This window comes from Dehalococcoidia bacterium (genome assembly GCA_030018455.1).
Taxonomy (GTDB): domain Bacteria; phylum Chloroflexota; class Dehalococcoidia; order DSTF01; family JALHUB01; genus JASEFU01.
In genome coordinates, this window is sequence record JASEFU010000003.1 from 25,385 (window position 1) to 37,563 (window position 12,179).

Sequence of the window (12,179 nt, forward strand, 5' to 3'; positions counted from 1 at the left end):
CCGTGCGCGGCTACCGGGCCTCGATGGCGCGCGGCAGCCCTTCGCGGTAGGCGCGCACCAGCTCGGCGACGGGCACGGCCAGGATATCGCCGATGACCAGGCGGTCGCCGCCGATGCGTCCCAGCGGCGTCAGCGGCGCGTCCCGCCGTTTGGCTATCTCCCGCAGCCTATCGCTGTTCCCCGCGGCGCAGGAAACGACGATGCGCGACTGTCCCTCGCCGAAGAGCGCGGCGTCCAGCCGGCCCGGCGCTGTCAGTGACGACGCGTCGAGCCCGACGCCGCCCTCGATGCAGCACTCGGCGAGCGTCACCGCCAGCCCGCCGTGCGAGCAGTCGTGGGCGGAATGGAGCACCCCCTGCTGGATAGCCTCGAGGCAGGCCGCCTGCACCCGCGCCTCCAGACCGAGGTCGATCTGGGGGCGGCCGGCGATCACTCCATGCATCTCCCGCAGGTACTCGCTGCCGGCGAGCGTGGAAACGGGAGCGTCAAGCGCGGCGCCGAGGAGGAAGACTTCGTCGCCCTCTTGCTGGAACGCCATCGGGCAGCGCTTCTCCACGTCCTCCAGCAGGCCGAGCATCCCCACGACGGGCGTCGGCAGGACGGCGTCGCCGTTCGTCTCGTTGTACAGGCTGACGTTGCCGGAGATGACGGGCGTGCCGAAGACCTCGCAGGCGGCGGCCATGCCGCGGATGACGTGCTCCATTTGGTAGTAGACGTCCGGCTTCTCGGGGTTGCCGAAGTTGAGGCAGTCGGTGACGGCGACAGGCGTCGCGCCGGCGCATACGACGTTGCGCGCCGCCTCGGCGACAGCGATCGCGCCGCCAGCTTGGGGGTCGAGGTAGCAATACAGGCCGTTGCCGTCGGTGGTGAGGGCGATGCCCTTCTTCGTGCCCTTGATGCGCATGACGGCGGCATCGCTCCCCGGGCCGATGACGGTGTTTGTCAGCACCTGATGGTCGTACTGGCGCCAGACCCAGCGCTTGTCGGCGATCTCGGGCGTGGCGAGGAGCCGCAGCAAGGCCGTCGCGGCGGACGCAGCAGGCAGGTCCGGCAGCGAGGCGAGGTCGAACGATTGCAGCCGCCGCAGGTAAGAAGGCTCCTCTCCCTGCCGGCGGTACTCGGGCGGCCGGGTCAGCACCTGCACCGGCAGCCTCGCTACCTCGCGCCCGCCATCGAGGACGCGCACAAAGCCGTCGTCGGTCACGCGGCCGATTACGTCGGAGCGCAGCTCCCAGTGCTGGAACAGGCGCCGCACGTCCTCCTCGTGCTCCTTCCTGGGGAAGACGAGCATCCGCTCCTGAGACTCGGAGAGCATGATTTCGTAGGGCGCCATCCCCTGCTCGCGTCGCGGCACGAGGGCGACGTCGATCTCGATGCCGTTGCCGGCGCGCGCGGCCGCCTCCACCGACGAGCTCGTCAGGCCGGCGGCGCCCAGGTCCTGGATGCCGACGATCCAGTCAGAATGTTTCTCCGCCAGCTCGATGCAGGCCTCCATGAGCAGCTTTTCGAGGAACGGGTTGCCCACCTGGACCGTCGGGCGCAGCTCGGCGCTCGATTCGTCGAAGACGCGGGAGGCGAGGACGTTCGCACCGCCGATGCCGTCGCGGCCGGTGTCCGCCCCAACGAGCATGACAGGGTTGCCCGGCCCTTCGGCGCGACCCCGCGCCAGGTCATCGATGCGGGCGACGCCCACGCACATGGCGTTCACCAGCGGGTTGGCGGAATACGCCTCGGCGAAGGAGACCTCGCCGGCGACGGTGGGAATGCCCAGGCAGTTGCCGTAGCCGCCGATCCCGCCGACCACGCCGCCGAACAGGTAGCGGTTGCGGGCGTCGGTGAGAGGGCCGAAGCGCAGGGAATCGAGGATGGCGATGGGCCGCGCCCCCATGGCGAAGATGTCGCGGACGATGCCGCCGACGCCGGTCGCCGCCCCCTGGTAGGGCTCGATGGCGGACGGGTGATTGTGCGACTCGATCTTCATCACGATGCACAGCCCGTCGCCGATATCTACGGCGCCCGCGTTCTCGCCGCCCATCTCGGTGAGGATGCGCGGCCCGCGGTTGGGCAGGAGGCGCAGCAGCGGCTTGCTGTTCTTATAGCCGCAGTGCTCGCTCCAGAGGGCGCCGAACATGCCCAGCTCGACCTCGTTCGGCTCGCGTCCGAGCAGGTCGACGATCTGCCGGTATTCGTCAAGCGACAGCGATAGCTCTTCAATCAGACGTTGGTCGACGGTCATAGCCTCACTCAAACTCAAATGTCAGGCGCGTTCCAAGGGGCCCGCGGAACCGCAGTTCTTCTAGGCCGACACCGCGTTCCACCTCGAACACGAGTGTGATCTCCCCGGTCTCGTCCTCTTCCACGTCGGCGGGCGCTACCCGGCCTCCCACGAGCGTCAGCAACGGCTCGCGGCTGTCGCCCTCCGCGTCCTCCAGCCGGAAGTCCGACTCCTCGATCTGCACGTCGTTGTTCCTGTCGTTCGTCAACTCGAGTTCGAAGGCGACGAGGCGTTTTCCTTCTTCAGGACGGAGGAGCGGAAGCTCGTCGTCCGCAGGATCGACGGCGGCAATGATAGAAAGGCCCAGATCGTTCCGCTCTATCGTCACTCCCCCCTCGCCCGCCGTCAGCGCCTCGTAGTCCACCCGCCCGACCGTCTCTTCACCGGCGATAACGGCGGCGGTGATCGCCCCCGCGACGATCCCTGCCGTCAGCAGCCAGCCGATGACGGCGGAAATGACATAGGTGTCGCGGCCGGCGGGGCCCGCCCTCTCGGAGAGGCTAAACGGCGGGTACTCGTCGGTGAGCGAAATGAAGTAACCCCAAACGCGCGTATTCCAGCGAAAGACGCCGGCGACGAAGCGATGCAGCCCCTGCGGGAAGCGGGCCGTGATGAGAATGGCGAACCAGGCGATTATCACGCAGAACAAGGCGGCAATGCCGAGGAAGAGAAGGACGATGAAGTGCGGGATTGAGGTTATCCCCTTCCATATCAGCACCTTCCAGCGCGCCAGCCGCTCCGGGTAGTCGATCTCGAGACGCACGGGGTAATCGCCTTCGAAGGGAGGGTAGACGTCGGTAAGCAGGGCGAAGTAGGAAGACACCCGCGTGGAGAAGCGCAAGAAGGCGACCTCAAAGTTGAACAGCCAGCGCGGGATGTAGCCGCGAACGACGATAGCCGCCCAGATCGCGATTATGACCGCGCCTGTTGCCCCCAGGCTGTAACGCAGTCCCTCAGTGTCGCCGACGGAGGCGACCGAGCCGCCGCCCAGGATGGCGAGAAAGATGATCAGCGGGATGGCGAGGAACAGACGCAGCAAGGTCTTCCAGCGCGATTGCCGCTCCGGATAGTCGACCTCCAGGACTACGGGGTACCGTTCAGCTTCCTGCACTTTGCGCCTCCTTATGGCCGGAGACTGAAGGGAGGGTATTCATCTCGAAGCAAGATGAAATAGGCGTTGACCCGCGCACTCCACCGCAAGTAGCCGACGGCGAAATCGAACAGCCCCCGGGGGTATCGTCCGGTGAAAAGGATCGCGAACCAGGCGACGAACACGGTGAACAGATACACGATGCTCAGAATGGACAAGACGATCAGGTGCGGTAAGACCAGCAGCCACTTGACGAATATCAGCCAGCGGGAAAGCCTCTCCGGATACTCAACTTCATAGGTCAGCGGGTACTGACCGGTGGACATCGAGAACGGGGGGTATTCGTCGCGCATCAGGAACGGGTATACGCTTGCGTTGTAAGACCAGCGGTAGACGCCGACGACAAAGTCGAAGAGCCCTTTGGGGTAGCGGCCGGTGAAGAGGATGGCGAACCAAGCGATTACAGTCATCACCTCCGCCACGAAGCCAAGCAGACCGACGATGATCCAGTGTGGCAGCACCAGCAGCCACTTGACGAATATCAGCCAGCGGGAAAGCCTTTCCGGATACTCAACGTCGAAGCTGAGGGGATAGCCGGTACCGACAGCGCTCAAGGTGTCCCTCCTTTCAGAGCATCGAAAAGACGGCGCGAAACGTGTTCAAGAGCCATCTATCGCCGCGCCGCCTCCAGCGCGCTCGACAAGATCGAGCGCCAGATGAACAGGCCGTCCTCGCCGCCCAGCAACGCTTCGCTCGCCCGCTCGGGGTGCGGCATCATCCCCAGCACGTTGCCCCGCTCGTTGATGATGCCGGCGATGTTGTTCAGCGAGCCGTTGGGGTTGGCGTCCGTCGTCACGTCTCCCTCGGGAGTGGCGTACCGGAACAGCACCCGCCCGGAGTCTTCCAGCATCCGCAGCGTCTCGTCGTCGGCGTAGTAGCGTCCTTCGCCGTGTGATATGGGGATGCGGAGCACCTGGCCGGGACGGCAGGCGCTGGTGAAACGCGTCTCCGCGCTTTCGACCCGCAGGTACGCGGGCTGACAGCGGAATTGCAGGCTATCGTTGCGCAGCAGAGCGCCGGGGAGCAGCCCCGCCTCGCAAAGCACCTGGAACCCGTTGCAGCTCCCGAACACAAGCTTCCCCGCTTCCGCGTGCTCGCGCACGGCGTCCATCACCGGCGAGAAGCGGGCGATGGCGCCGGTGCGAAGGTAATCGCCGTAGGAGAAGCCGCCGGGCAGGACCACGCAGTCGTATCGCCGGAGGTCGCGCTCGCGGTGCCAGACGTAGTCGACCTCCTGCCCGAGAATGGTGTCGAGGACGTAGTGGCAGTCGCCGTCACTCCAGGTGCCGGGGAAGACCACTACCGCAAAGCGCATCTAATAACCTTCCGGCCGTTGTGGAAGAGGCCATGCTGATTATATACGAACCGAAGCCTACAGCACAGGCCGCGGTGCGCCCGCGCCGCCCGCCGGCGCAGTCACCGGTGCGTGCCCGATGAGGAAGCGTCCGTGCGGGAGGAACGGAACACGAGCCGCCGCGCGGCCTTCTCCCGTTTCGGAGGAAGCGCCGGGTACTCGAGGCGCGGATGGTACACGCCCCTGAGCGTCGACTTGAACGACTCGGAGACGATCTTTATCTCGCGCAGGGTGAGGTCCGACTCGTCGAGCTGGCCCTCTGCCAGCCGCTCGGCGACGACCTCGTCAACGAGCGCGTCGATCCTCTCCGGCGAGCGGTCGGCGCTGGCCCGGATCGCCGCCTCGACCGAATCAGCCAGCATGACGATGGCGACTTCTTTGCTTTGCGGCTTCGGCCCCGGGTAAGAGAAGCGCGCGGAATCGAGCTCCTCCTCGTTTTCCATCGCCTTTCGGTAGAAGTAGACGGCGCGGCCCGTGCCGTGGTGCTGGGCGATGAAATCGTGTACCTGCGAGGGGAGACGGTGCTCCCGCGCCAGCTCGAGGCCGTCCTCCACGTGACGTATAACGATCTCCGCGCTGCCGGCGGAGCTGAGGCCGTCGTGAGGGTTGCTTCCCGTCAACTGGTTCTCGATGTAGTAGCCCGGCTGCCTCAGCTTCCCGACGTCGTGGAAGTAGCAGCCGACGCGCACGAGCAGGGAATCGGCGCCGATGAGGTCGGCGGCCCTCTCGCCCAGATTCCCGACGATGATGCTGTGGTGGAACGTGCCCGGCGCCTCGTCCTGAAGCTGGCGCAGCAAGGGCTGATTGAGCTGCGCGAGCTCCATGAGCTGAACGCGCGTCGTAATTCCGAAGAGGGAGCTCAGGGTAACGAACGCCCCCGCGGCGAGCACGGCGGATACGGAGCCGTTTATCGCCGCCGTCAGTCCCATCCAGGGGAGGTCCCACATCTCGCGGTTCAGGTCGAGGAACCAGGCCGCCAGGAGCATTAGCAACGAGACGATGGCGACGGCAAGACCGGCGAACAGGTAGCGGTTAAGCCTTTCGCCGCGATGCAAGGCCAGCGCGCCCGCAGCGCCGCCGAACCCGAACACGGCCAGCGAGCGCAAGGAATCGAGGGGAGTGGAGACGACTGCCGTCGAGATGTCGGGGAGATAGATGATGACAAAGGTGACGAGCGCCGCAAGCACGGCGGCTACGGTCACGGCGAGGCGCGTCTCGAGCACGGCAGCGACCAGCATCGGCGCGGCGGCCAGAGGCAGCGCAAAGGCGAGAAAATGCCGGTCGTGGTCGGGCAAGAAGAGAGGAAAGTAGACTTTAGCGCCCAGCGTCGCCACGCCGATCACGAGCAGCAGGAGCAACAGCCGCCGCGGGCCCACGTGCGCGGGCGAGAACGCGTGCAGGTACAGGGCGACCGTGCCGCCGGCGACGACGGCGACAATCGTTGCGGCAGCGACGCTCGTCCACTCCAACCGCGGACTGAGAAGCCCCGCTTCTCGAAGCGCCTCGATGGCGGTGCTGTCGATAGTCTCGCCGCTTCGCACGATGGTCTGCCCCTTTGTGTAGGACACCCGCACGGGGACCACCGCTTGCTCCGCCGCCATCCGCGCCGCCTCCGTCTTTTCGACGTCGACGACGAGATTGGGGACGATGAAAGGCCTCACCATCAGCTCCGCCACCAGAGCATCGTCGGCGGAGAGGGATTCGGAGAACTTCGCCGCGAGCTGCTCCCCTATCAAGCTCTCCTCGCCCCTCGCCACCGATTCGCTGAGCACCTCTTCCAGCACGCGTCTGACCTCCCTGGAGACCGACTCCCATCGTTCAGGGCCCATGTCGACGAGAACCGTCTCGTAGCCGGGGATGAACAGGCCCTCCGTCTCCAGAAGAGCGCCGACCTTCTGTGACCGGCTGAGCTCGGTCGAGTCCCGCACGGCGCTGACCTCGCTGATCAGCTTCTCAAGCTTGGCTATCTGGTCGGTCCTGACCGTATCGCTGAAGACCAGGACGTCGGGCACCGCCTGGCCCGCCTGCTCGCGTTGCTTCTCCGTTAAGACCTCGCTCTCGAACGAGAAGCTGCGTGGCGCCTGCCAAGTGCGTGAGGCGACATCGCCCGCCTCAAGCTCGAGGACGCGCGGGAACAAAGGGAACAGCGCCAGGACGAGAACGCCGGCGAGTCCCACGCCGAAGAGGGCCGTCCTGAGACCGCCTGGGGCGCCGATACGGGAACTGGTCTTCAAGAGGAGCCTCCGCCCTGCAATTCCGCCGCTACGCGCAATAACACGGTCAATGATAGCAGAATCAGCGGCCGGCGTAACAGGCGAAAACGAGGCTGCGGTTCGACCTGCAAAGCGCGGCGCGCGGTTACTCGGTCGATTCCTGCTCCATCAGCAGCTCGGTGACGCGGGTGAGGGCGTTGTAGGCGAAGACGATATAGTCGCGAGGGTGAAGGTCGAGCTTTTTCAGCGTCTCGTCACGGGCGGCGACCGGGTCGCAGCCTCCGTCGCTGAAATCGATGCTCAGCTCGAGCTCGTACAGCTCGCCATCGGGAGCGAGGATCACGCAGCCGCGCTCGGGGCTGTCGACGCAGCCTCCCTCTATCTCTATGCCGTAAGTGAAGAAGGAGCCCGGCAGGGGCGGGAACGGTTGGAGTCGCGCTACGGCCTCTTGCAGCAACTCGCGAAGCTCGCCCGCCGTCGTCTCGATGATCAGGTCGGCCCGTCGCTTGCGGGCCATGGGATCGCTGTCAATGACCATACTCCGCCTTCGCTCAGACGTACACGTCAATTATAGGACGGCCCCGCGCGGGGCGCCAGAGAACCGAGGGCGGCGGCAGGACGCGAGCAGACGCCTGCGCGGCGCGGTTCGGCCGGGCATTCCTGCGAAACGCGCCTTCCGCTTTGTCCGCGCCCTCAATCCTAGCACAACGGGCACCGCGACTTCAGAAGCGAGCGTGGAGTGCCGGGCGTCGTTGCCAGAAAGAGGGGTCTATGCTAGCATATTTTGACAGAACTTATTGGCTTTTCTGTCCGAAGGTACTCTTACTACGGCTATGCAGGCAACGAGGAAGGACATTCTCGACTACTTGCGGCGGCAAGGACAGGCCTCCGTCAAGGAGTTGGGCGATCTTCTTGGCCTCACCTCCACGGGTATACGCCAGCACCTCACCATCCTTGAGCGCGACGGCCTCATCCAGGCGAGGGAAGAGCGGGGACGCGTCGGGCGTCCCGCTCTCGTTTTCAGCCTCACGAAGGACGGCGACGCTCTCTACCCCAAGCGGTACGACATGCTGGCCAGTCTGCTCCTCGATGAGATCAGGGCGATGACCGGGAGCAAGGGCGTCCAAAGCCTGATGCAACGGGCGGCGCGGCGGCTGGCGGAGCCGCTGGCCACCAGAATGGAGAATAAGAGCCTCCCGGAGAGAGTCCGGGAAGCGGCCCGCATATTCGAGGAACAGGGCTGCCTGGTGGAAGCGATCACCGGCGAAGGCGAATTCGGCATCATCCGCTACACCTGCCCCTTCCCTGACGTCGCCTCGAATCACAGTTGCGTCTGCGCCCTCGATGTAGAGTTCCTGCGCCTTCTCCTGCAGGCCGACGCGCGTTTGACGAGCTGCATCCTGCGCGGCGACCGCTCCTGCACGTATCGGATCCGTCCGCTCTGATTACTTGATGCCCCTGCTTATCGCCACGATGCCAAGGGCGAACCGCTCGTATTCGGCCCGAAAGCCGGCGTCCTCCAGCGCTTTCGCAAGCCGCTGCGAATCGGGAAAGGCGTCCAGCGACTGCGGAAGGTATTCGTAGGCGCGGCGGTCTCCCGTTACCCACCCGCCGATTAGGGGAACGACGCGCCGGAACCAGAAACGGAACAGCCTGCGGAATCCCGGCGCTTGCTCCTGCGATAGCTCGAGAGAGATCACGCGTCCGCCGTCCTCCAGCACCCTGTAGAACTCCGTGAAGGCGGCCCACAGGTCGGGAACGTGGCGGAGAAAGAAGGCGTTCACCAGGCAGCCCGCCGTCCCGTCCTTGAACGGGAGGGCGCAGGCGTCGGCGAGGACGAACGACGCCTGACGCTCCAGTCCGCGCCGCTTGACCTTCTTGCGGGCGAGGCGCACCATCTCCGGCGACAGGTCGACCCCAATCACGCGCACGGGCACCCTGGCTTCCCTGAGGAGAGCGACGGCCAGGTCGGCCGTGCCGGTGCCCAGATCGATGACGACGCCGGGCCGCTCGCGGCTCGCCTCGCGGGCGATCCGTCGCCGCCAGCGTCCTATCTGCCCGAGCGTGATGAGCTGATTCGTGAGGTCGTAACGAGAGGCGATGCCGTCAAACAGGGAGCGAACGAAGGGGGCGCTTCGCGGCGATCTCACCCCTTCTTTCCCTCCACAAAGACGCCTGCTGCTCACATTGCTTCGCGGGCGGCGAGAAACGCTCTCTTCTCCTGCTCGATGCCGCGGCTGACGAAGAGCACCATGCCCGCGAACAGCAGCGCCAGCCCGATGACGTAGCCCAGTTCAGTCAGCCCGGAACCTTCCCAGACGAAGGCGAGGGTCAGCAGGAGCCCGGTGGCAAGATGGCTGACGATCGTGAGGGCATTGGCCGGCGCCAGCTCCAACGGCTGTGAGTGGTGGCGAGCCGCGACCTGCACGGCGCGCAGCGAGAAGGGAAGCGTCAGCATCGCGATGAGTGTCTGCGGGGGAAGCGCGTCGAAGGCCACGCCCAGTGGGACGGTCACGTACGGGATGGCCATCAGGAGAGCGTAGACGATTACCGCCCGCTGCCGGCCCAACCGCACTACCCATGTGCGCTTGCCGACAGCCTTGTCGGCGGCGTAGTCGGGGAACTCGTTGACGTATAGCACGGCGGCGATCAGCGCCGCAGCCGGGATCGACGCTACGGCGGGCGTCCAGTCTACCCTCCCCGTCTGGACGTAGTACGAGCCGAGGGTCATCAGGGTCCCGAAGTTGAGGCCCACCGTCAGCTCACCCACTCCGCGGCTCGCCCAGTTGAAGGGGCCCGCCACGTAGAAGACGCCGGAAATCAGGCCGGCCACGCCGAACGCCAGGACCCAGGGCCCGGCGGCCCACGCCAGCACGGCGCCGATCCCCGCCGACACCGCGGAGAGGAGGATGGCGCCGGAAATCATCTCCAGCGGACTCAGCAGCCCCAACTGTATGACGCGACTTCCGCCGCTGAACGGCCGCACGAAGTCGACGTTCAGGGGGTCGTTTCCGCTGCGGTGATCGAAGTAGTCGTTGTAAACGTTGACCGCCAGGTGAAGCAGCGCGCCGGCGATGAGGGCGAGGAAGAAGAGCCCCCAGTTGAAGGCGTCGCGGGTGGCCCAGGCGATGGCGCCGCCCAGCAGGACGGGCACGACGCTGGCGGTAAGGAAGGGCGCCCTCACGGCCAGGAGCCAGGCGAACGCCTTTCGACGGAACAGGGCCGCGTCGCCCGGCGCCTGCCCGCTGTCCGGGAAGTCAATAGAGCGGCAGGAGAGGAGGCGTCCGTCCTCCGCCTTTTCGCGCAGCTCTATCCGCTGGGGAACGATCCGCACGTATTCGACAGCCGCATCCTCGACGACGACGCTCCGCTCTTCGAGCAGGCGCCGCGCCGCCGCCTTCTCTGCTTCGTCCCGCAACAGCACGGCGGTAGCCGTCACTTCGACCTCGCGCAGACTCCCGCCCTCGCCCGCAGGCGTCGCAAGAAGCGATAGCCGGGGGTGATGGTGGAGCTGCAGGGAGGGAGGGCCCTTCCTCACGATGGAGTAAAAGGTAAGGTCTTCACTGAAGGCGAACGGGATGAGGTTGACGCGCGCTTGCCCGCCGATCGATGCCGCCATCGCTATCTCCCTACGGGCGGCGAGGGTAGCCGCGATCTCCGTTCGCAGGTCCTCATCGTGAGCCGTCTGCATGTGATGCTCCTCCAAACAAGCGTCTTCGTAAATTCTAGAGAGGGCATCTGTTACGTTCCACCCCGGGGGCAGGTCGTTGTCAGGCGGGTAGACGAGTGGCATAATCGGACGAACGGCCTGCGCTGTGACCAGATGAACCTACGATCGCTCTTCTGGCCCCTGTGGTTTGCCGGGCTGGCGCTATTCGGCGTGATGGCAGGTTTCGCGACCGTCGCTTCGCGCTTTCCCGGCGACCTCCCGGTCGCGGAGTGGGTGCAGGGCATCGACGGGCTGTCCGCTGTCGCCGACGCCGTGAACGCTGCCGGCGATTTCCCCCTGACGCTGGCGGTGACGCTCGTCTCGCTGGCGTGGCTGGGGCTAACGCGGCGCTTCGTCGAGGGGGCGTTCATCGTCCTTTCGTTCGTGCCGCGGGCGCTCAGAGAGGCCATATCGGCGCTCGTGGCAAGGCCGCGGCCCGACGCGGAGCTCGTGGAGGTGCGCGACGAAGCCGCCGGCTTCAGCTTTCCCAGCGGCCACGTCGTGGGGGCGATGGTGCTCTACGGCCTGCTCTTCTACCTTGTGCAGATCGCCGTCCCCAGGCGAGAACTGCGGGCGCCGCTGCAAATCGTCCTCGCCTTCGTCATCTTCGCCGCCGGGCCTGCCCGCGTGTACGTCGGCGTGCACTGGCCGAGCGACGTGCTGGGAGGGCACCTGTACGGGGCGCTGGCGCTGGCGTTGCTAATATTGGGTTACCGCCACGTCCGGCGACGGTTTCAGTCGGGCGGCTTCGTTCGGCGCAAGGTCCACCGCTGACGTTGAGTGTTGGCGCGCGTCTTCACTTCTTCCCGGCTCCCGTTGCTCCGACAATACTGTTGAGAAGGCCTTTTCGGGTTGACCGATGAGTTTTCCAGGAGTAAGGTGACCGTTAGCCAGGGCCCGGAGGGAGCGGCAGCAGCAAAGGTGGACGTGAGGGGTTAGGCAGCAGCGATGAATTGGGTCGACTTCGTAATAATTGCGATTGTCGCCTGGTTGACCTTCGCCGCCTTCTGGGCCGGCATCATACGCGAAGTCGTGACCATTGTGGGGGTGGCCCTCGGCATCGTCCTGGCCGGGTTCTTCTACGACGACCTGGCAGAGGACATCCAATCGCTTGTCGACCTCGACGAGAACGCGGTACGGATAATCGCCTTTCTGCTAATCTTCGGCGCCTGCACCCTTGCCGGCCAGTTGACGGCGATGCTGCTCAAGCACACGGCCTCGATACTCATGCTGGGGACTTTCGACCACCTGTTCGGCGCGGTCTTCGGCCTTTTCAAGGGGATTGTGGTCGTGGAGGTGCTCCTGATCGTCTTCGTGACGTTCCCCGCGCTCGGCCTCAAAGACGCGATCGACGGCTCACTCTTCGGCCCCCTCTTCCTAGACGGCATCCCGTTCGTGCTGAAGGTGCTGCCCTCGGAATTCGATAGCGCCGTCGAGGCTTTCGTCTGACGCAATCTGTCCCTTCCCGCGTCGTTGCC

The 12,179-nt window shown here is 65.7% G+C and carries 11 protein-coding genes; 3 read left to right on the forward strand and 8 right to left on the reverse strand.

The window, feature by feature from the left end; all coding sequences use genetic code 11:
* Positions 1-10 precede the first annotated feature (10 nt).
* The 6 genes from purL to QME71_05360 all read right to left on the reverse strand — a co-directional run bounded on the left by purL (position 11) and on the right by QME71_05360 (position 7,530).
* The gene (gene purL, locus QME71_05335; GenBank protein MDI6857719.1) at positions 11-2,236 is read right to left on the reverse strand and encodes a phosphoribosylformylglycinamidine synthase subunit PurL; all 2,226 of its coding nucleotides are present in this window, start codon (positions 2,234-2,236) and stop codon (positions 11-13) included.
* A gap of 4 nt (positions 2,237-2,240) precedes the next feature.
* Complete coding sequence (locus QME71_05340) at positions 2,241-3,386, reverse strand: DUF4389 domain-containing protein (protein ID MDI6857720.1); 1,146 nt, start codon at positions 3,384-3,386, stop codon at positions 2,241-2,243.
* Between the two features lie 11 nt (positions 3,387-3,397).
* Positions 3,398-3,979, reverse strand: a complete 582-nt coding sequence (locus tag QME71_05345) for a DUF4389 domain-containing protein (GenBank protein ID MDI6857721.1) — start codon at positions 3,977-3,979, stop codon at positions 3,398-3,400.
* A gap of 56 nt (positions 3,980-4,035) precedes the next feature.
* On the reverse strand, positions 4,036-4,740 hold the full coding sequence (gene purQ / locus QME71_05350; protein MDI6857722.1) for a phosphoribosylformylglycinamidine synthase subunit PurQ: 705 nt from the start codon (positions 4,738-4,740) through the stop codon (positions 4,036-4,038).
* Between the two features lie 101 nt (positions 4,741-4,841).
* Positions 4,842-7,013: an HDIG domain-containing protein gene (locus QME71_05355; GenBank protein ID MDI6857723.1), complete on the reverse strand. Its 2,172-nt coding sequence runs from the start codon at positions 7,011-7,013 to the stop codon at positions 4,842-4,844.
* A 124-nt stretch (positions 7,014-7,137) separates the two neighbouring features.
* Positions 7,138-7,530, reverse strand: coding sequence for a hypothetical protein (locus tag QME71_05360; protein ID MDI6857724.1), 393 nt, complete (start codon positions 7,528-7,530; stop codon positions 7,138-7,140).
* A 295-nt stretch (positions 7,531-7,825) separates the two neighbouring features.
* On the opposite strand from QME71_05360, the gene QME71_05365 reads away from it, so the two are divergent.
* Positions 7,826-8,437 carry a helix-turn-helix domain-containing protein gene (locus QME71_05365; GenBank protein ID MDI6857725.1) on the forward strand — a complete coding sequence of 204 codons (612 nt, stop codon included), beginning with the start codon at positions 7,826-7,828 and terminating at the stop codon, positions 8,435-8,437.
* Here QME71_05365 and QME71_05370 read toward each other — a convergent pair whose 3' ends face one another.
* Entirely contained in the window at positions 8,438-9,142 is a 705-nt protein-coding gene (locus tag QME71_05370; GenBank protein ID MDI6857726.1) for a ubiquinone/menaquinone biosynthesis methyltransferase, read from the reverse strand. It abuts the gene before it with no gap.
* A gap of 32 nt (positions 9,143-9,174) precedes the next feature.
* The gene (gene menA, locus QME71_05375; GenBank protein MDI6857727.1) at positions 9,175-10,683 is read right to left on the reverse strand and encodes a 1,4-dihydroxy-2-naphthoate octaprenyltransferase; all 1,509 of its coding nucleotides are present in this window, start codon (positions 10,681-10,683) and stop codon (positions 9,175-9,177) included.
* Positions 10,684-10,815: 132 nt separating this feature from the next.
* Between menA and QME71_05380 the strand changes: the two genes are divergently transcribed.
* The gene (locus QME71_05380) at positions 10,816-11,475 is read left to right on the forward strand and encodes a phosphatase PAP2 family protein (GenBank protein ID MDI6857728.1); all 660 of its coding nucleotides are present in this window, start codon (positions 10,816-10,818) and stop codon (positions 11,473-11,475) included.
* A gap of 174 nt (positions 11,476-11,649) precedes the next feature.
* Positions 11,650-12,150, forward strand: a complete 501-nt coding sequence (locus tag QME71_05385; protein ID MDI6857729.1) for a CvpA family protein — start codon at positions 11,650-11,652, stop codon at positions 12,148-12,150.
* Positions 12,151-12,179: the final 29 nt, after the last annotated feature.

What these genes read in the sequence shown, in the direction of transcription:
- QME71_05380 (MDI6857728.1), top strand. Translation starts at nt 10,816, where the DNA reads ATGAACCTACGATCGCTCTTCTGGCCCCTGTGGTTTGCCGGGCTGGCG.
- QME71_05385 (MDI6857729.1), top strand. Translation starts at nt 11,650, where the DNA reads ATGAATTGGGTCGACTTCGTAATAATTGCGATTGTCGCCTGGTTGACC.
- purQ (MDI6857722.1), bottom strand. Translation starts at nt 4,740, where the DNA reads ATGCGCTTTGCGGTAGTGGTCTTCCCCGGCACCTGGAGTGACGGCGAC.
- purL (MDI6857719.1), bottom strand. Translation starts at nt 2,236, where the DNA reads ATGACCGTCGACCAACGTCTGATTGAAGAGCTATCGCTGTCGCTTGAC.
- QME71_05365 (MDI6857725.1), top strand. Translation starts at nt 7,826, where the DNA reads ATGCAGGCAACGAGGAAGGACATTCTCGACTACTTGCGGCGGCAAGGA.
- menA (MDI6857727.1), bottom strand. Translation starts at nt 10,683, where the DNA reads ATGCAGACGGCTCACGATGAGGACCTGCGAACGGAGATCGCGGCTACC.
- QME71_05360 (MDI6857724.1), bottom strand. Translation starts at nt 7,530, where the DNA reads ATGGTCATTGACAGCGATCCCATGGCCCGCAAGCGACGGGCCGACCTG.